The 19,292-nt window shown below is 69.3% G+C and carries 13 protein-coding genes and 1 pseudogene; 3 read left to right on the forward strand and 11 right to left on the reverse strand.

Translation table 11 applies throughout. From position 1 onward, the window contains the following. Positions 1–84: 84 nt before the first annotated feature. From ACFYY8_RS18825 to ACFYY8_RS18845, 5 genes are all read right to left on the reverse strand, one after another. Positions 85–5,652 (reverse strand): amino acid adenylation domain-containing protein, encoded by a 5,568-nt coding sequence (locus ACFYY8_RS18825; RefSeq protein WP_390042388.1) that lies wholly within the window; start codon positions 5,650–5,652, stop codon positions 85–87. Further along, positions 5,649–6,659, reverse strand: coding sequence for a MupA/Atu3671 family FMN-dependent luciferase-like monooxygenase (locus ACFYY8_RS18830; RefSeq protein WP_390042390.1), 1,011 nt, complete (start codon positions 6,657–6,659; stop codon positions 5,649–5,651). The genes ACFYY8_RS18825 and ACFYY8_RS18830 overlap by 4 nt, the downstream gene beginning before the upstream one ends. 98 nt (positions 6,660–6,757) lie before the next feature. Further along, positions 6,758–7,057, reverse strand: coding sequence for an MbtH family protein (locus ACFYY8_RS18835; RefSeq protein ID WP_390042392.1), 300 nt, complete (start codon positions 7,055–7,057; stop codon positions 6,758–6,760). Positions 7,058–8,199: 1,142 nt separating this feature from the next. Further along, positions 8,200–8,769 carry a TetR/AcrR family transcriptional regulator gene (locus ACFYY8_RS18840; RefSeq protein WP_390042434.1) on the reverse strand — a complete coding sequence of 190 codons (570 nt, stop codon included), beginning with the start codon at positions 8,767–8,769 and terminating at the stop codon, positions 8,200–8,202. Positions 8,770–8,810: 41 nt separating this feature from the next. Then, positions 8,811–10,337, reverse strand: a complete 1,527-nt coding sequence (locus ACFYY8_RS18845) for an MFS transporter (RefSeq protein WP_390042394.1) — start codon at positions 10,335–10,337, stop codon at positions 8,811–8,813. A gap of 174 nt (positions 10,338–10,511) precedes the next feature. On the opposite strand from ACFYY8_RS18845, the gene ACFYY8_RS18850 reads away from it, so the two are divergent. Then, positions 10,512–10,742 (forward strand): hypothetical protein, encoded by a 231-nt coding sequence (locus ACFYY8_RS18850; protein ID WP_390042396.1) that lies wholly within the window; start codon positions 10,512–10,514, stop codon positions 10,740–10,742. Between the two features lie 377 nt (positions 10,743–11,119). Here ACFYY8_RS18850 and ACFYY8_RS18855 read toward each other — a convergent pair whose 3' ends face one another. The 3 genes from ACFYY8_RS18855 to ACFYY8_RS18865 form a co-directional block, all read right to left on the reverse strand. Then, entirely contained in the window at positions 11,120–11,491 is a 372-nt protein-coding gene (locus tag ACFYY8_RS18855) for a hypothetical protein (RefSeq protein ID WP_390042398.1), read from the reverse strand. A 30-nt stretch (positions 11,492–11,521) separates the two neighbouring features. Continuing rightward, positions 11,522–12,715, reverse strand: coding sequence for a hypothetical protein (locus ACFYY8_RS18860; RefSeq protein ID WP_390042400.1), 1,194 nt, complete (start codon positions 12,713–12,715; stop codon positions 11,522–11,524). Between the two features lie 662 nt (positions 12,716–13,377). Then, the gene (locus ACFYY8_RS18865) at positions 13,378–14,433 is read right to left on the reverse strand and encodes a DUF6461 domain-containing protein (protein WP_390042402.1); all 1,056 of its coding nucleotides are present in this window, start codon (positions 14,431–14,433) and stop codon (positions 13,378–13,380) included. 222 nt (positions 14,434–14,655) lie between these two features. Here ACFYY8_RS18865 and ACFYY8_RS18870 point away from each other — a divergent pair, with 222 nt between their 5' ends. Further along, complete coding sequence (locus tag ACFYY8_RS18870) at positions 14,656–15,186, forward strand: pyridoxamine 5'-phosphate oxidase family protein (RefSeq protein ID WP_390042404.1); 531 nt, start codon at positions 14,656–14,658, stop codon at positions 15,184–15,186. 246 nt (positions 15,187–15,432) lie between these two features. Beyond that, the gene (locus tag ACFYY8_RS18875) at positions 15,433–17,868 is read left to right on the forward strand and encodes an excinuclease ABC subunit UvrA (protein WP_390042406.1); all 2,436 of its coding nucleotides are present in this window, start codon (positions 15,433–15,435) and stop codon (positions 17,866–17,868) included. A 66-nt stretch (positions 17,869–17,934) separates the two neighbouring features. Here ACFYY8_RS18875 and ACFYY8_RS18880 read toward each other — a convergent pair whose 3' ends face one another. From ACFYY8_RS18880 to ACFYY8_RS18890, 3 genes and pseudogenes are all read right to left on the reverse strand, one after another. Then, positions 17,935–18,168: a hypothetical protein gene (locus tag ACFYY8_RS18880; RefSeq protein WP_390042408.1), complete on the reverse strand. Its 234-nt coding sequence runs from the start codon at positions 18,166–18,168 to the stop codon at positions 17,935–17,937. A 268-nt stretch (positions 18,169–18,436) separates the two neighbouring features. Then, complete coding sequence (locus ACFYY8_RS18885; protein WP_390042410.1) at positions 18,437–18,814, reverse strand: GntR family transcriptional regulator; 378 nt, start codon at positions 18,812–18,814, stop codon at positions 18,437–18,439. After that, positions 18,811–19,292: pseudogene (locus ACFYY8_RS18890) on the reverse strand (hypothetical protein); the annotation flags it as partial. The gene ACFYY8_RS18885 and the pseudogene ACFYY8_RS18890, both read right to left, overlap by 4 nt.

The following is a 19,292-nucleotide window of genomic DNA, read 5'->3' on the forward strand; positions in this document are numbered from 1 at the left end:
CGCGCCGTTCGGCGAACCGTAGGGCGACGACGTCGTTCCACTCCACCGGGAGCGGTGCCGCCCGCGGGTAGGAGGCGGGCTCACCTACTCGGCCCCGTCTGCCAGCTGTTCGAAGGCGCGCACGAGGCGTCCCATGATCAGCGCGGCCTCGGTGCGGGTGCGGCAGTCGGGCCGGTAGGCCAGCCGTATGTACAGCCGGTCAGCCGGATCGATCATGACGGCCAGCGGGTAGTGCGAGGAGTCCCAGACCTCGGCCAGCCGCAGGCGCCCGGGACGGTCCAGGCCGTCGCGGGGATAGTTCTCGAAGCCCAGCGCGGTGTCGAACAGGTCGCGATGCCCGGACAGCCGTTGCAGGTCGGCCAGGCGCACGTACTGGTGGGCGGCCAGCCGGGCCTGCTCGTCCTGCAGGCGGGCCAGGAGGTTGTCGCCGAGCCTGACCCGTACGGGCAGCGCGTTGATGAACAGGCCGATCATCGACTCGATTCCGGGGATCTCGGGCGGGCGGCCGGAGACGATGGTGCCGAAGACGACGTCGTCCTGGCCGGTCATCTGGGCGAGGACCATGGCCCAGGCGGCCTGGGCGAGGATGTAGAGCGTGACGTCGACCGCGCGGGCCCGCTCGCGCAGCCGCCGGCTCAGCTCTTCGGTGAGTTCGAGGTCGAGCGTATGCGGGATCACGCTGTCGAGGGCGTCCGGATGCAGGCGGGTGGGACCGGGCAGCCCCGCCAGGACCGGTTCCCAGGCGGCCGTGGCCTTGTCCGACTCCTGGGCGCGGAGCCAGGCCAGGTAATCGCGGAACTGGGGGGCGGGCGGCAGCGTCTCGCCCTCGTACAGCGCGATGAGCTCGCGGGCCAGGAGGGGCTTCGACCAGCCGTCGATCAGGAGGTGGTGGACGGTCAGCAGCAGTTCTGAGCCGACCAGCGCGGCGCGGAGCAGCGGTGGCCTGGTGACGTCGAAGGGCCTGATCCGGTCGGCCGCCATCACCTCCTCCATCGTCTTCCCCTCCACCTCGACGAAGGGGACGGACACGTGCTCCGGCACCAGTTGCACCGGCCGGCGCAGCCCCGCCTTGTACCGGAAGCAGGCGCGCAGACCGGCGTGCCGTTCCACCAGGGTGTCGACCGCCCGCCGGAGCGCCGCCACGTCCACCGGCCCGTCGATCTGGAACCGGCCCTGCATCATGTAGACGTCCGGCCCGGACTCGACCAGGAGCGCGCGGTAGAGCATGCCCTCCTGGGTGGGAGAGAGAGGCAGGATGTCCGACAGCCTGGATCCCACCACGGACTCCAGCGCGTCGACCTGTTCCTGCGAGAGCTCGACCAGCGGGAAGTCTGAGCTGGTCGAGCCGCCCCCCTGTTCCCGGGCGAGCACGCCGAGCGCTTCGAACCACAGGTCGGCCAGGGTCTCGGCCTCCTCTGCCGGCATGCCGGCGTAGGACCAGCCGGCCACCAGGTGCGGCCCGTCGGCGATCACGTCGAGTTCCACGGCGTAGGCCATCGGCACGTCGGTCATGCCGATCAGTTCCAGGTCGTCGCCGGAGAAGCGCCCGAGGTAGTTGAAGCGCAGGTCGGGCCCGGGCGAGGCGGCCAGCCGTGGTGCGGTGTCCGGGTTGAGATAACGCAACATGCCGTAGCCGAGCCCGCCGCCGGGAACCGCCCGTAGCTGCTCCTTGACCTGCTTCAGCGTGACGTCGGCCGCGCCGTCCCAGAACCCTTCCGCGGCCTCCAGCCGGACCGGGTACTGCGCGGTGAACCAGCCGACGGTCGCGGAGAGGTCCACGTCGCCGGTTGGCTCCTCGCGTCCGTGGCCCTCCAGTTCGACCAGCAGGGCGTTGCCGTGGCCGCGCCACCTGGCCGCCGCGGCGGTCAGCGCGGCCAGCAGCACGTGGTCCGGCCCGCAGCGGTAGGCGGTGGGCAGCCGGGTGAGCACCGCCTCGGTGATCTCGGGCGAGAGAGTCCTGGTCAGGGTGGTACGGCTGCCGCCGCTCGCCCCGCCGGGCATCAGCCTGGCCTCCTCGCCCGTGTCCATCCCGGTCCAGAAGGGCAGCTCGGCCAGGCGCGCCGGGCTTACCGCCTGCTCGTGCAGCAGCGTGGACCAGCGTTGCACGGAGGTCCCGTGCGGAGGAGGTATGTCGGCTCCCGACAGCAACGCCGCCATCTCGGCGGCCAGGATGCGCCAGGAGACGCCGTCCACGGCCAGGTGGTGCACAGTGAGGAGGAGCTTGCCTGCCTCCTTCCGCCAGACGGCCTGGAGCATCCTGCCTTTCTCGGGATCCAGGGCGGTCTCGCCGAGCCCCACCGGCTCGGTGCTCGCCGGGACCTCGAGTTCCCAGTGCTCACCGGAGTGGCGGACGAGCCGCATCCGCAGGCTCGCGTGCCGTTCGGTCAAGGTCTGGAGCGCTCGATCGATGCGCTCGGCGTCGGCGTCCGCGGGTACGGGCAGCAAGGCCGACAACGCGAAGGCGTGCAGCGGGCCGTGGTGTTCACGCCACCAGTGCATGATCGGGGTGAGGGGGAAGCGCCCGACCGGCGAGTCGGTCGCCACCTCGCTCGTGGCCCTGGCGAGCGCGGCGAGCCTGGCCGGGGTCCGGGCGACGAAGACGTCCTTCGGGGTGAAGACGATCGCCTCCTCCCTGGCCCGGGAGACGAGTTGGAGGGCGGCGATGCTGTCGCCGCCCAGGGCGAAGAAGCTGTCCTGCACGCCGACGTCCTCGACCTCGAGGAACTCGGCGAACAGCTCGCAGAGCCGGGCCTCCACGGCGCCGGCGGGGGCACGGGACTCGGTCCGGCGCGGCGGCGCGGGCAGGGCGGCCCGGTGAAGCTTGCCGCTGCGGGTCAGAGGCAGGCTCGCCAGCTCGACGAAGGCGCCGGGCACCATCTGGACCGGCAGCCGGGCCGCCGCGTGGGCGATGAGCGCGTCCTGGTCGAGCTCGCCGTGCGGCACCACGTAGGCGATCAGGCGCCCGTCCCGCAGGACCACGGCGGCTCCGCTCACCGAGGGGTGGGCGGACAGGACCGCCTCGATCTCGCCCGGCTCGACGCGCACGCCGGACACCTTCATCTGGTCGTCGGTGCGGCCGAGGAAGTCCAGCTGTCCGTCGGGCCGTCGGCGCGCGAGGTCCCCGGTCCGGTACATGCGCGCGCCGGGTTCGAACGGGCAGGCCACGAAACGCTCGGCGGTCAGCCCGGGCCGGTTGAGGTAGCCGCGCGCCAGAAGGCCCCCGGTCAGGTAGAGCTCGCCGGGCACACCCACGGGCACCGGGCGCAGCCGGGCGTCCAGCACGTAGGTCCCGACGTTGTCCATCGGCAGGCCGATCGGCGGAAGCTCCTGGGGCTGCTCCGTGCTCAGGGTCGCCAGAACCGTGCCCTCGGTCGGCCCGTAGGTGTTGTGGAAGCGGCGCCGGCTGTTCGCCCAGGCCCTCACCAGCTCGGCGGAGCAGACCTCGCCGATGGTGGCGATCACACGCAGCGCCGGATACTCGCCCGGCGGCACGCTGGCCAGGATCGTCGGTGAGACGAAGGTGCCGGTGATCTCACGTTCCACGAGCACCTTCGCCAGCTCCCGGCCCGTCAGGGGACCGGGCCTGGTGACGACGAGGGTGCCGCCGGAGCCGAAGGCCATGCACAGCTCGCCGACCAGGACGTCGAAGGTTGGGGCGCTCAGCTGCAGTATCCGGCTGGAGGCGTCGATCCGGAGCTGCTCGACCAGGGAGACGGCCAGCGTCGCGTGCCCGGTGTGCGAGGCCACGACGCCCTTGGGGGTGCCGGTGGATCCGGAGGTGTAGTAGACGTGCGCGGCCTGCAGCGGTTCGAAGGCCTGCGGGAACGGGGCCTGGCCGGAGTCGCGGGGCGACAACCGTGAGATGCCCGTCTCCGGCAGGGGTGTCGCCGGGTCGGCCACGACGGCCACCGGCGTGGCGTCCCGCAGGATGAACGCGATCCGGTCCTGCGGGTATTCGGGATCGATGGGCAGGAAGGCGGCTCCGGCGCGCTGGACCGCGAGGATGCCCACCACCAGCTCCACCGACCGGCCGAGGACGAGTGCGACGATCCGCTCCGGGCCGGCGCCCCGCTCGCGCAGCGCCCCGGCCAGACGGTCGGCCCGCGCCATCAGCTCGGCGTAGGTCACCGCCTCCTGCTCCGACTCGACCGCCACGGCGTCCGGTGAGAGGGCCGCCTGCCGTACCGCCAGATCCGCCAGCGAGGTGGCGGGCAGCTCCCGGGGGACGGCTGCGCCGGGCGTCTCTCCGGACAGCAGCGCCGCGTGGGAGATCGGCGTGTCGGGGGATCGCACGAGGTCGGCCAGCAGGACGGTGAAGCTGTCGGCCCAGGCACGGACCGCCTCGGGATCGTAGAGGTCGGTGCGGATCTCCAGCGCCCCCGTGAGACCGTCCTCGGTGTCGCGCACGATCCCCATCACGTCGTGTTCGCCGCCGGTCTGCACGCGCTCAGGCTCGGCGATCTCCTGCAGCATCCGCACGCTCTCCTGACGGGTCAGGTGCATGAAGACCCACTGGAACAGCGGCGAACGCCCGACGACCCGCTCGGGGCGGATCGCGCTGACGATCCGCCCCACGGGCACGTCGGCGTTGTCGAGCAGGCGCGGGAAGTCGGCGGTGAAGCGGCGCAGCAGGTCGGCGAAGGTCGTCTCCGGCTCGAAGCGCCAGCGGGTGGGAACCTCGTTCATGACGTAGCCGATGACGCGTTCCAGGCCCTTGGCCGCCCGGTTGGCGACGGGCGTGCCGATCGTCATGTCGTCCTGGCCGCTCAGCCGGTGGGCGAGCACCGCGAAGGCGGTCATCAGGACGCCGTAGACGGTCGCGCCCCGCTCCCTGGCCAGCGCGCGGATCGCCGCCTCGCTTTCGAGGTCGATGTGGAAGGGGAGCCGGGTGATGCCGAACGGGCCGCGCGGCGCGCCGAGCGGCCCCACGGTCAGCGGGGGCGGAGGGGTGCCCAAGTAGTCGCGCCAGAAGCCCAGCTGGGCTTCGAGCACCCCGGCTTCCTCCAGCTCGCGCTGCCACGAGGCGAAGTCGGGGTACTGGATCTCCGGGCGGCCGAGTACCGGCGGGGTGCCGTCGCGCACGGTCTTGTAGGCGGCGGTGAACTCCCTGTGCAGGATGTCGAAGGAGAACCAGTCGGTCACGATGTGATGCAGTGCCAGGACCAGGGTCGAGCGCTTGTCGTCAACCCTGATGAAGCGTCCCCGGATCAGCCGGTCCCTGCCGAGGTCGAAGCGCCGCCGGCTGTAGGAGGTCAGCTCGTCGTGGAGGGAGCCGCGCAGCTCGGCCCGCTCCAGCACGAAGGGCTCGCCGGCGGGGAAGTCGGCGCGCAGTTCGTCGACCGATCCGGTGATGCGCATGCGCAGGATGTCGTGCTGCTCCTGGACGATCGTCAGGGCGGCTTCGAGGTCGCCGGGGTCCACGGGGCCGTCGAAGTGGTAGGCGCAGCAGAGGTTGAGGGCGGACAACTCCGAATAGAGCGCCTCGTAGACCCACAGGTCCTCCTGGCCTGGGCTGAGCCGTACCGGCCGGGACGGGTCGCGTTGCGGGACGATGTCGGGGATCGCCCCGATCTGCCCTGCCTCGACGAGGCGGCGCAGGAGCGTGACGCGCTGCTCACGCGGGAGCGCGGCGAAACGGGTCGTGGTACTCATGAGGCCTCCGTCATCAGCGTGGACAGTCGCTCCAGCCCGGCGAGCACCTGCTCGGCCGGGAGCCCGAAGTCGACGAAGCAGGCCACTTCGTCGACGCCCAGGTCGCTCAGGTCGGTGAGGAACTCGCGGCAGCGCTCGGCCGGGCCGAGCAGTCCGCCCCAGTCCAGGTAGCGCCGGAGGGCGAACTCGGTCAGTGCGTCGCTCTCCCGTTCGGTGAGCCGGGCGGCCCGGCCGTCGTCCAGCCGGTTGGTGGCGGTCTGCGCCACGTAGGACTTCAGGTAGGCCTTGAGCGGCTCGCGCACCGTCCCGGCCGCGTCGTCGGCGACGTGGGTGTGGGCCATCAGGGTCACCGTGCCCTTTGGGTGCAGCTCCCGGTAGAGGGCGATCCTGCCGGCCAGTTCCTCGCGGGTCTGGCCGATCGTCGCGGCCAGCACGTTGGTGCGCAGCCGCCCGGCGGTCTTCCAGGTCTGCGGGTTTCCCGAAGTCGTCAGCCACAGGGGGAGCTCGGGCGAGTAGGGCGTGGGCTGGGGCCGTACCGCGACCGGCCGGCCGCTGCCGTCGGTGAACTCCACCTCCTCGCCCGACCACAGGCGGCGCAGCAGTTCGATGCCGTCCAGGGCGTGCTCGCGCCGCCCGGCGAACCGCTCGGGGGCGAGCACGAAGTCTTTGGAGTGCCAGCCGGTGGCCACCGAGAGGCCGATCCGGCCGCGTGACAGGTTGTCGACGACGGCCCAGTCCTCCACGACCCGCAGCGGGTGGTGCAGTGGCAGCACCAGGCTGCCCGCCCGGATCGCGATGCGCTCGGTGGCCACCGCCAGGGCGGCGCTCAGCACCGACGGGTTGGGGAAGACCTGGCCCACCTGCTGGAAGTGCCGTTCGGGGGTCCAGACGGCGGTGAAGCCCAGCCGGTCGGCGGCTCTGGCGATGTCCAGGATGTCGGTGTATTTCGTGGCATGGCCGACGCCGCCGACGTTGTCGGCCCCGAAGAACATGACGCTGATATCCATCGGGATGTCAGTCCTTTCGCGGGACCTGGGCGGCCGGGTGACGGGGACACCGTGGAGGCGAACTTCGGCGTCGGCGCGGCGAGGGGCCGTGGACCGTGTCAGGCACGGGTGAGGCTCGCAGGTCGCATGTCACGCCAGTTGGCCTCGACGTAGTCAAGGCACTCGGCCCTCGAGGAGGCTTCCAGCGCGACCCGCCAGCCCGGGGGGACGGCCAGGCCGAAGGGCCACAGCGAGTGCTGGTTCTCGTCGTTGATCAGGACCAGGTAGGTGCCGTCGGCTTCCTCGAACGGGTTGGTCATGTCGCGGTCTCCGTTCAGGTCGGGCGTGTGGACGTCGATCTCACGTACGGCGGTGCCGGCCAGGCCCGCGACGAGGAGCCGGGAAAGTGTCTTTTCCACGTCGGCGATTTCGGGATGGCACGGTTTTGTTCCGGAGGTAAAAGCGGGATATATTCTTGGCCCTCAGGATCTAATGCGTCCGCGAAGAACCTCTGCCGCAACTCCGCCTCCCGAAAGACCCGCGCCTGATTCAGGCGGATGCGTGAATCCATGTTTCGGTTGTCCGTGAGGGGATGAGTCTTCGAATGCGCTCTCACGTTCACGGCGTGCTGCTAAAGAACTCTTGCGGAAAGTATGTTGCCCACCAAGCCTTGTCAAGGGGAGGTACCGGCGAGGCGGGGATTTCGGTTGATCGGGTTGAGTCGTGATGGTCGTTGACCGATTTTCCGAGACGTCCCGAATCCGACGGCGGGCCTTCCCGCCGCGCGCGCAGGGGATTCCACGAAAGTGACTGTTCATATCTTTTGAAGCCGTGTCGCAGAACGGCGGTCGGCGCCACGGATGAGTGACGGGGTCCGGGTCACGGCTCGACGCCACCCTCAGGAGCGGGGGCCGGTCACGGACGGTGACGGGGGAGGCGAGAAAGGCCGACGCCTCGACGTACCCACACCGGCCCGCGGTCAGGTTGTCGTGAGACCCGTCAGGACCGAGGGTCCGCCGGCTGTTCGACGGACGGGGGAAAGGGTCTCATCCGAATTCACGGCACGCGCGCACTGAATCCCTCACATGAGAACGGATGCCAAACCGGCGGGTCTCATCGACTCCCCGATCCGTATGGCCCGGCCCGGCGGCCCACCGACATTGTTCTCCGGTCGTGACGGTTCGCCTGTGCCGGCGCCGAGCCTCCGCTCGGATTTGTTTCACCGGCCGCAAGATGGATCGTTCGTACAGCTCAGCGCATTTTCGGAATCGCCTCCCGGAATTCGTGTCCGCAGGAGGAGTTTCGCGAACATTGATTTGAGTGAACGGCCCGCGGAACGTCCGTGGCGTCGGCTTCGCACAATCGGCCGTTTCTGGGAGCGCAAAAAGCCGCGAACGCTGCGGAAGGTGGCCGTGGCGAGTCCGCGTGAGGAGTTCTTACAGGCCGAATCCGGTCGTTCCACCTGTCGGCCCGGCCGAAGCACGGAGCCGAAAACCCCGCGTCGCCGATGAATGCGGGGCCCCGCGACCACCGCTCGCCGGGGACGCGCAGGCCGACCGGCTCAGTCGCGGACGGCTCGGTGCAGGACGGCCTGGATGTGATCAGGGTCGGCGGGGGCGTTGTCGAGGAGGATCGCGGTGCACAGCCCGTCAGAGGCCGCGACGAGAGCGGCGACGGCCGCAGGGTCGTCGGTCAACGTGGCGGCGAGTTCGGCGATGTTCTCCCGCCAGCGTCGTGCCACGGGTCGCAGTGGGGGGCGGCGGGCGGCCAGGGTCGCCAGCTCGCGTTCGGCCAGGGCTCGTTCACGTCCTGAACCGGCGGACTCGGCGATGAGGTGGGCCAGGCCGGCGAGCTTGTCGCCGGGGGTGTCGATGATGTCGCGGATGCGGGCGGTGTAGGCGTCGGCGACGCTCGTGAGGGCGGCGACGAGCAGGTCGTCGAGGGTCGCGAAGTAGTAGGTGCTCAGGGACGTCGTGGTGCCGGCCTGCCTGGCGACCGTGCGATGGGTGACGCCTGCCGCGCCGTCGCGAGTGACCACGGCAAGGGTGGCCTCGATGATCTCCGCGCGCCGTCTCTCACCACGCGCGCGGCGTCCGTCGATGTGCTCGCCGTCGTCGGTGGCGTCGTCCATGCTGCTTCTCGGCACGGCTCCCAGGATAGTCGGACCATCGTTCAGGCCTCGGTGCCGTCACTCCGCGTCTCCCCGAGCACGGGCACGTGACGCAGCATCTTGAGGCACAGCACCGTGGCGGCGGCGATGACGACCCCCGCGATCAGAGAAGAGGTGTTGAGCCCGCTGGTGAAGGCCTGCCGGGCCGCCTCGACGGTCCCGGGCGGAAGGCTTTCGGTGATTGCCACGGTCGCGTTCAGACTGTCGGTGAGGGGACCGGAGGCCTCCGACGTCAGACCCTCGGGCACCGTCACCTGAGTACGGTAGACGGCGGTGGTGAGACTGCCGAGCAGGGCGACGCCGACGGCGATGCCGAGCTCCTGGACCGTCTCGGACATCGACGCCGCCGACCCGGATCGCGCCGCCGGCACCGCGCCCACCACCATGTCGGTGCCCAGGGCGGCGAGGGCGCCCAGCCCGAGATAGACGAACGCGAAGCCGGCCGTCACCGGGACCTCGTCGTCGAGTCCCGCGGTGGCGAGCAGCGCGTAGCCGACGAGGGACACCCCGAGGGCGGCGCCCATGACCGAGCCGGGGCGGAAGCGCCGGGCGAGCAGGGGAGCACCGATGGCGGCGGCGAACATCGCCAGCGCCGGTGGAGCCATCCAGAGTCCCGCGTCGAAGGGCGTGAGCCCCTCGACGAGCTGGAGGTACTGCGTGACCAGGTACATCGAGCCCCCGACTCCGGCCAGGCCGATGAGCAGCACGCTCAAGGCCACGGTGAAGGCCCGGTTGCCGAACAGTGTCACGTCCAGCAGTGGGTCGGGGAGGCGGCGTTGGCGGCGTACGAACACGATTCCAGCCAGAACGCCCGCCATGGCACAGACGAGGGCAGGGCCGCCGGGACCGTCGGTGGCGATGCGCTTGACGGAGTAGACGACCGGAAGGATCGCCGCCAGGGACAGGCCCACGCTGATCAGGTCCGGCCGGCCGGTGGACGGGGCCGCGTACTCGGGGAGCAGGGCGCGTGCCCCGGCCAGGACGACGAAGGCGACGGGCACCGCCGCCAGGAACGGCGCTCCCCACCAGAAGGAGTCCACCAGCGATCCGCCCACGATCGGCCCGGCGGCCATCCCGAGCGCGAACATCGTGGCCCAGACCCCGATCGCGACCGCGCGCTGACGCGCGTCGGGGAACATGTTCGAGATCAGCGACAGCGTGGAGGGCATGAGCGTCGCCCCGGCCACCCCCAGCAGGGCTCGCGCGAGGATCAGCAGTTCGGCCGTCGGGGCGAACGCGGCGAACACCGAGGCCGCCGCGAAGGCGATCATCCCGGTCTTCAGCAGCCGGCGCCGCCCGATCCGGTCGCCCAGTGTGCCCATGGTGACGAGGAACCCGGCGACGAGGAACCCGTAGGCGTCCATGATCCATAGCAGTTGGGTGGCCGACGGGGACAGATCGGCCGCCATGCTCGGCGCCACCAGGTACAGCACGGTCACGTCCAGCCCCAGCAGCACCGTCGGCATGGCCAGAAGACCCAGGCCCGCCCACCGGCGCGCCCCTGCCCGTGTGAATCGTTGCCGCGTCATCACGCCCCCTTAGCTCTCATTAAATTGAACAGTAGTACAACTAGTACAATCGTTCAATTTAGTGAGAGCGGGCGTCACGGGCCGGGGCCAGGACGTACATCTCGTTCTTGAGGTGCCGGTGAGAATGCTGTCGCCGGCGGCAAACGGCGGTGATCTTGCGAGGGTGCCACTCGTGTGGGCGAGACGGTGCCGGTCCACAAGGCGATGGGCGGGGAGTGGGCGGAGGCCGTGTACCGGACCGACAGGCGAGGGCGGCGCCGGGTGGTGCGCATGGTCTACGAGGTCGTCGCCTTCCAGACCTTGCGCGATCAGCTCAAGTGCAAGGAGATCTGGGTGGTCGGCGCCGACAAGGGGTCCCGTAGTACTCGCGGAAAATCGGGCGGATACAGCCCGATGGGCTCCTGAGCCGGGGATCTTCGGACTCTGGCAGGAGGTGGCCGGTTGGCGACGCGGGTGTTCGCGGACCAGGAACCGGAGGCCCTGCGGAGGGGTTCCCTGAGATCGGCCGGGAGGAGCTGTTCCGGTTCTTCACGTTGACCCCGGCGGACGTGGCGTTCATCGCTCCTGGCTGATGCGCTGCTGGAGCGCCCCGTTCGAGAACGCGTCGCCGGTACGGGCCTTCCCTCTTATCGAGGGCAGCGCAACTTCCCTGGCCTGTGGTGGTCAGCCACGACCGGCGAGCACGTGGGGTTCGAGTCCTGACTGGAGCGTGATCACGCTTCGTTGTGCAGGCCGGTCGGGCGTCGTGGTGCCGGTGGATCGCGGTCCGCCTGATGGGATTACTACTGGCGATTCATCTCATACTCTTCGCCGTGGATCCTCACCCTGACCGCTTCTTGCCACTGGCTGTTGTTATCCACGTAGGCTCTGGCCACGGACAGGGCGGCTGTACCGTACCACTTCTTCGCATTTTTGTGGTACCAGTCATTGTCTACTGCAACCGGGCTCGGCTGCGGCTCGTATTCAATGCGTCCCGCAACCCCTTCCTCCCAAATTTCGAACGTGCGTCTTTTGGTTTTAGAGCCGTGGGCGTTTTCCGAAAACTCGAATTTGCGGTCCCCGATTCTAAAATCACCTTTGACGGTTGCCGGCTGTATCAGGTCGGGTGTGGTGTCCGGTTGCGTAGTGGGGGACGATGGTTGTTCGTCAGTCATGCCGTGCCCTTCCTGTGGCGTCGGCGGTGGTCAATTCCCGGGGTGGGAGGCTTGGAAGGACTTGGCGATCTGGGAGCCGGGGACGGTGAACTCCCAGCTGTCGACCTCGTCGTCGAGTTCGGTGCAGCCGTCGGGGACACGGTAAAGACGGTAGATGTCCACGCGTTCCCAGTCGGCGATGACGTATTCGACGCCGTCGTTGGAGGGGTAGGTGGTCTGGTATTCCTCGTGCTTGAAGTACGACTTCTCCCATGTCTTGGTGGTGGACACCGAAAGGCCGCCTTCGAGATTGGCGGTGATCTCGGCGGACAGGGCCTTGACGTTGAAACCGCCGGTGTGGCCGATCGAGATGTTGATGTGCCATTCGAGGGTCTGGGAGACCGACTCGGTCATTCCCTCGTCCCAGTACACCGTGTGCACCGTCTCGGTGAACCCGTCGTAGCCGTTGAACTGGGACTTCCACGCGCTGCTGCGGCGCAGCACGTAGAACGGGCTGTACTTGAGCTTCCACTCCATGCTGCGGCCGCCGTCGTTCACGCACGCCGCCGGGATCAGGGCCTCGCCGATGATGATCTCGTCGGTGCGCTCGGGCGGCGGGTTCAGGGAGGTCTGCTCGGGGGGCGCCCCGTAGTCGGGGTGGACGTCAGCTACCTGGAGGTCGCGAACCACCGGCGCCTCATACCCGCCGTCTTCGGAGAATGACCAGGCCGTCGACTGCTCGAAGTTGTCATCGACCAGGCCGGCACCCAAGAAGTCGCCGATGCCGGTCATGCACATGTACCTGAAGGTCTGGTCGTCTTTGATGAAGAAGCGGCCGCCCCTCGCATCCTCCAATCTCCACTTCCCCACGGAATCTCCGAGGTCGTTCTCGGCGTTGCCGGTCAGGAGGGCGAAGTATTGTCCGTTGATGGGGGTGGCCGACGGGATGGCGAACTTGCCGGATTCCAGGTTGCAGATCCACCATTTCCTGCCGTCGGGGTCGAGCGGCATCAGGTACCAGGACCCTTTTCCATCGGCTATCCAGTTATAGGTGGCGAAGATGAGAAAATTATCCCCTTGTGCCGCGCGTCCTTTTACGGCGTTGCGGATGGTGACCGACTTCCCGAGAGGAAGGGAATCCGAGAAAAGAGCCGGCGTTCCCCGGTCGGATTCATCGCGCGGTGCGCGCGGTGGATGTGCGATTTCCCTGACGTCCGGTAGAGAGGGGTCCTGCGACTTTGCCACGTTGACCTCTTCATCGCATAAGGCGGGGTTCGGGCCGATTTGACCTTCACGCTCCTACCCAACACGCCAGAAATGAAAACAAGGCCAGATGCGCTTTTCCATGCCTTGCACACACGGTGGAGCCGGTCAATAGTGCACCGACGGCATCCGTGTCATATTTTTCTTTCCGGCGCGATAGTTGACATTCGGTAACGTCGACTACCGGTCTCGAAAGCGCGCGGGGATTGAATTCAGTCCGGCGGATACCACGAGTAACGCCGACGCGTCATGCCGATACGGCTGAACGAGGGAAGTGACCGGCGAGCCGCGCCGGGGCCCGCCGGAGTGGTACGCCGAACGACCGGAAACGGCGCACCAGTATGCGTGGGAGATCCGGGACGCTTACGGCTCGCCGCACGGGGTGCCGCCCGAGTACCTTGCTTCCAAGATCGGCCCGGCCACGCTACGTGTGGCGTGCGCGGCCTCGCGCAGTTCACGCCGTCAGTTCAGGCTGGCAACGCTGATCACGGTGAGAGCTTCATCAGCCAGGCGTGCGATGATCGCGGGCAGATCCCGGTGCATCGCAGGACGAATCATCACGCCATAGAGAGTGCCAGCCACCCGAACACAACCCGACGGATCCTCCGAAGCGAGGTCTCAGGCGCGGCGACGCGATCCCGGCCCTACTTCTGAAGCTGTTCCAGCACTACCATGAGCGCGCCCACCCGGCGGCCCGCCCGGTCGTCCAGCCGAAACATGCCGATCCGCCAGATCGCATCCCTGGCTGCGGCCACGGCGTCCTCACCGACCGCGGCCTCAAGGACGCTCAACGCCCAGTACCGCACGTGCCAGTGCTCCATGGTCTCAGCGGGAGCATCGGCCGGTGGGCTCTGGGCCAGCAGTTCCTGGCTGAGGAGACGGACTTCGGCGCGAAGCTCGGCGAGAACGGCCGGGCTCGGCGTCCCCGCCAGAGCGACCAGAACACGGTCGGCCACCGGCACGCGCAGGCCGCTCAGCTCGCACGCGGTCTCCGCCACCAGCGCGGCGATCTCACGCGCACGGCCGGGGCCAGGGGCGGCGATGAGGTCGGCCACGCGCGGGTCGCCGGCGAGATAAGCGAGATGGTCGCGCTCGTCCTGGCCGGACAGAACCGCTCCGGCCGGTTCCGCGTACGCGTCCAGAACGGCGCTCTGGTGCTCCGCGGCCAGCCACTCCGCCTCCAGACGCCCGCCGGTGAGCATCTCGCCCAAAGTCAGAGCCGCGCTGCGGAGATCGTCCTGTTCCGCCAGCTCGGGCCAGGCCGACAGCGCGTCGGGCAGGTCTTCGAGGTCTTCCAGCTCTTCGGGGTCGAACAGATCCGCCGTGATCAGAACGCGGCCGTGCTCGGCATAGGCGAGTTGCCCGTCCCCATTGTCGTTCCAGAACACGCTGAGCGCCCGCCCTTGCCGCGTCAACCGGGCCAGAACCTCTGGACGCGTCCCTTGAAAGCCATTGGGCTCGACCAGGACGGTCCAGGACCCCAGGCTTCCGGCCATCGCCGCGCCGGCCCGAGCGGGAAGCGCGTCGTAGGCCGCCTGTACGGTCCGCGTGAAAGTGCGCCTGCCCGAGCCGTCCTCCTGCCCTCCCGCCGCGACGAGCGCCTCGGTGGCCGGCATGCACTCGATCCACGTGACGCACAACGGCACGTCCAGGTTCTCCTCCAGCAGCTTGCGATAGTGCGTCAGCGCGTCGAAGTCCAATGTCGTCTCCCGGCAAAGAGAAAGGGCCCGCCCTGCCGCCCCATGAACTAACACACCCGCACCACCGACAACCCCCGGGGCGGGACGCCGGCGGGCGGCTCGGCATCCTCAGGACGGATGAAAAAACATGACACAGGACGTCGGGTTTTAAGCCAATCATGGGTTCACCGGTCGGCACCGACGTGGGCGCGGGCCGGGCACCACGGACAGACAAGGACCGCAATGCGCGAAACACCAGAAGATCTCAAAGAGCTTCAGGCCCTCCTGGACGCCTCGCTCTCCCGCTCCACCTCGCACCTGCGCTCGATCATCAACTCCGAGCGCACCCTGACCGCGGAGCAGCTCACCCAGGTCCTCACCGGCATGTGCACCCTCGCACTCTCGACCGTGACGGCGAAGGGCGAGCCGCGGATCAGCGGCGTGGACGGGCACTTCCTGCACGGAAAGTGGCACTTCGGCACGGCGCCCGGCGCCGCCAAGGCCCGCCACCTTGCCGCCCGCCCCGCCATCAGCACCGCGCACATGCGCGGGGAGGACCTGGGCGTTTTCACTCACGGCACAGTGGAGATCCTCAACCCCCGGCACGGCGAACAGGCCGAGGGCTGGCCGGACCTGCTCGCCTACCTCAAGGACTTCTACGGCGAGGACTTCTTCGACTGGGACAACGACGTGGTCTACTACCGGCTGCAACCGCACTGGATGACCGTCTACGCCCCCGACGTTGACAAGCTCACCGCGGCGTCCCGGTCCTGATCCGCAGCACGGGCCGCATTGAGATCGGCCAAGTGCTGAGGGACCTGGCGAAGCCGCCGCTCAGCGCCATGAGGACGAGCGGCCGCCATGTAGATGCGTGATCGGTATGGGTGGGGCGCGTGCCGCCCATGTTCTGCTGTGTTGCGAGAGGATGGACGAGGGTTGACTGCGTTCGTACGAGACGTTGTGAGTATGGGGTGCGAGGCCATCGAGGTGGTGGGGGCTCGCACCAACAATCTGCGGGACGTGTCGGTGAGCATCCCCAAGGGGCGGCTCATCGCCTTCACCGGAGTGAGCGGCAGCGGCAAGACCTCGCTGGCCATCGACACCCTGCACAACGAGGCCCAGCTGCGGTATCTGGAGGGGCTTTCGCCGTTCGTGCGGCAGTACATCACCCAGCGCAATCGGCCGAAGGTCGACCGCATCCTGGGACTCGGCGCGACACTCGCGGTCGACCAGCGCCGCCTGAACCGCAACCCCCGGTCCACGGTCGCGACGATCACCGGCATCGACGGGCATCTGGGGCTGCTGTACTCACGCCTTCCCCCGATCGGCGCGGAGCCGACGGCGGAAAACGGGGACGGGCATCTGACGACCGCTCATTTCGACCGCAATACGCCGGAAGGGAGCTGTTCGGACTGCCACGGGGTAGGTGGGCACTGGCAGGCGCAGGAGGACCTGGTCATCACTCATCCGGAGCTTCCACTCTTTGAGGGGGCCTCCCCGTGGTACGCGAAGTGGCGGTCGGGGGAGCACGCGTTCGTGCCGGCCCTTGCCGAGAAGCGAGGAGTGGATCTCGACCAGCCGTGGCAGAAACTGCCTGAGGAGTTCCGTCGCTGTGTGCTGTACGGCACCGGGGAGGAGAAGGTCGAGGCTACCGTCGACATGTCGAACAAGAAGGAAACGGTCTCGGTGACCTACACCTCGAGCCAGCCGCTGCGGGGCGCGCTCGCCGAGGTGGAGCGGGTGTTCGTGAACGCCCAGACCTCCAGCGCCAAGCAGCGTTACCTGTCGTACATGCGCAAGCAGCCGTGCGGCACGTGCGGAGGCAGCGGATACGACCAGGTGGCCCGGTCCGTGCGGCTCGGCGGGCTGACCTATCCTGACCTGATCGAGGTAGAAGTACGGAAGGTGCGCGACTGGGCGAAGCGCGTGGCGGACGGCCTGGACGCCCGGCGGCGCGAGGTGGGTGAGCCGCTGCTACAGGACCTGGGCCGCAGGCTAGGGATCCTCGACCGGCTCGGCCTGGCCCATCTCCAGCTGTCGCGGAGTGCGGCGACGCTGTCCGGGGGTGAGTTGCAGCGAACCCGGCTCGCCGCTCAGCTCAGTACCGAGCTGAGCGGTCTCGTCTTCGTCCTGGACGAGCCCGGGACCGGGCTGCATCCGGCGGACAAGGCGCACCTGCTCGACATCGCCCTGGAACTGCGCAAGGCCGGCAACACGGTGCTCCTGGTCGAGCACGACCCTGAACTGATCGCCCGGACCGACTGGGTGATCGACATGGGGCCCGGCGCGGGCCGCCTCGGCGGTGAGATCCTGGTGTCGGGACCTCCCGCCGACGTGGCCGCCCACCCGACGTCGCTGACCGGACGCTACCTGGCCGGTGAGGGGCCGCGGCTGCGCCGGACCCACCGTCCGATCGGGGACGGAGCCCGCTGGGTGGAGCTGCACGGCCTGCGCGCCCACAACGTGACCGCCGACCTGGTGCGTTTCCCCGCCTGTCGGCTCACCTGCCTGACCGGCGTGAGCGGCAGCGGCAAGAGCAGCCTGCTCGGCGCGCTCGCGGCGAGCGTGGAGGCCGCCCTGAACGGGACGATGACCGACACTGTGCGACAGGTGCTCGGCCTGGAAGGGTTCGACTGGGTCGCCGTCGTCGATCAGGAACCACTTGGGCGCACGCCGCGCTCCAACCCGGCCACCTACAGCAAGGCGTTCGACATAGTTCGCAAGCTGTTCGCCGAAACCGACATGGCACGCAGACACGGCGTCAATGCCTCCTGGTTCAGCTTCAACACCGCGGGCGGCGGCCGTTGCGAGACCTGCACCGGTTATGGCCGCAAGCTGGTCGACATGCACTTCCTGCCGGACGTGTGGGTGGTCTGCGACGCGTGCGAGGGGCGGCGCTACAAGCCGGAGGCTCTGGAGATCAGGTATCAGGGGCTGGCCATCGATCAGGTGCTGGAGCTGACCGTCGCCGAGGCGGTGGAACAGTTCTCCCAACCCCGGCAACTCGCGGAAACCCTGGGAGCCTTGAACCAGGTCGGACTCGGCTATCTCCAGCTCGGCCAGAGCGCCACAGAGTTGTCCGGCGGTGAGGCGCAGCGGCTGAAACTGGCCTCCGCTATCCAGCGCGGCGCCACGGGCCGCAAGGCGGGCCTTGTCGTCCTCGACGAACCCGTCTCCGGCCTGCACCCGTCTGACATCCAGCGGGTGGTGGACGCGCTCGATGTGTTGCTCGACTCGGGCAACACCGTCGTTGTGGCCGAACACGACATCCCAGTCGCCGCATCCGCGGACTGGGTGATCGACTTGGGGCCGGGAGCCGGCCCGGATGGGGGCGCGGTGATCGCGGAGGGCACCCCAGATGTCATCGCGACTGCGAACACCCCGACCGCTGCTTTCTTCCGGCGGTACGCGGCGGGCCTGCCGCTCCTGGAAGTGCGAGAAGGCTCGCGCTGCTGAGGGTCGGGCGGCCCACGCCGGTCGGCCAGGCCGAGCAGGCGCGGGCGAGCCCGGTGAGAAACATGGTCATTGAGCCACAGAGGACGGGGAAAGGGTCGGCACCGCCGCCCGCTTCTCGCCCGCGACCGCGGCGAGGTGAGCGCCCGCCACGTCCACCAGGCGGTCTGTCGCGGTCACCGCGGCGACCCGCAGCTCCTCCACCGTGGCGGCGTCGCGCAGGGCGTAGGCCGCGGTGGCGGCCTCACGAACCTGGGGCGCGTCGAGTAGGCCCAGGACTCCTGAAGCTGCGGTGAGCCGCAAAATAGGCGGGTCGGTCCAGCTCAGCGCGGGTTTCCGTACCGCCTGCCGGGCCGGGTTTCGGCGGCCCGTCCCCGGTCGGCATGGGGGACCGGATTGGCGGGGCGATCGGATTCAGAGCCGTGACCTGGGGCGATGTGGTTCCGCTGACCGACAGAGTCGTAGTTCTGTCCGGTCGGCCTCCTACTTTGCCCCTGGCCGTAGCTTCGGGAGTCCTGGGCCACGTCGGCGTCGTGCGCCCTGCGATGTGACCTCTGCGGCCGGGTCGCGGTCATGACGAGGTCGATGCCGCCGTGCCGGACGTCAGAGCCGCCCGTACGATGCGGATCGCCTCGCCCGCGTCGAGGCCGACGCTGGCGATCACGGCCGCGTAGTCGGCGGCGGCCCGGCGGGCCCGCTCCCGGCCCTCCTGCCCGGCGGCCGACACGAACGAGCCCGCTCGCCCGCGCGTCTCGATCAGTCCCGCCTCCTCCAGCTCCCGGTAGGCCCGGCCGACCGTGTTGACGGCCAGGCCGAGGTCGGCCGCCAGGTGGCGGATGGTCGGCAGCCGGGCGCCCACGGCCAGGGTGCGGTTTTGGATCTGCCGGGCGAGCTGGGCCCGCAGCTGTTCGAACGGCGGTACCGGCGAGGCCGCGTCGATGACGATCATCGGGCGCTCATGACCCGCCGGGCCACCGTCGCGCTCGACGGCGTCCTGACGCGGAGCGCGATGCACGCGGCCATGCCCAGGACCACGTTGGCGACCGCGGCGGCGCCCCACCAGCCGGGCGCGGTGCCGAACAGCAGCACCATGGGCAGCGACCACTGCACGTTCGGGGTGGTGAGCTCGCGGGCGTCCTCGACGCGCATGATGACGTCGGCGGTCAGCGACTCCTCGTCCTGCGCCACGACCGGGTGCCGGAGCAGGTGGCGCAACTGCATGGCGATGATGGCCGTCGCGCCGAGCAGGCCGATCAGCACGACGGCGGCCAGCTGCCGCACGGTGGGGTCGGGAACGGCCAGGGCGCTTGCGGCCAGTGCCATCGCGCCGATGGACGTGGCGGCCGTGAAGGCGGCGTACGGCCGGCCGAGCACGGCCCGCCAGCCGGGCTGGACCAGGTGGGCGGCCCTGCGGGACAGTGTCGCGC

This window comes from Streptosporangium sp. NPDC001559, from assembly GCF_042893955.1.
Lineage (GTDB): Bacteria > Actinomycetota > Actinomycetes > Streptosporangiales > Streptosporangiaceae > Streptosporangium.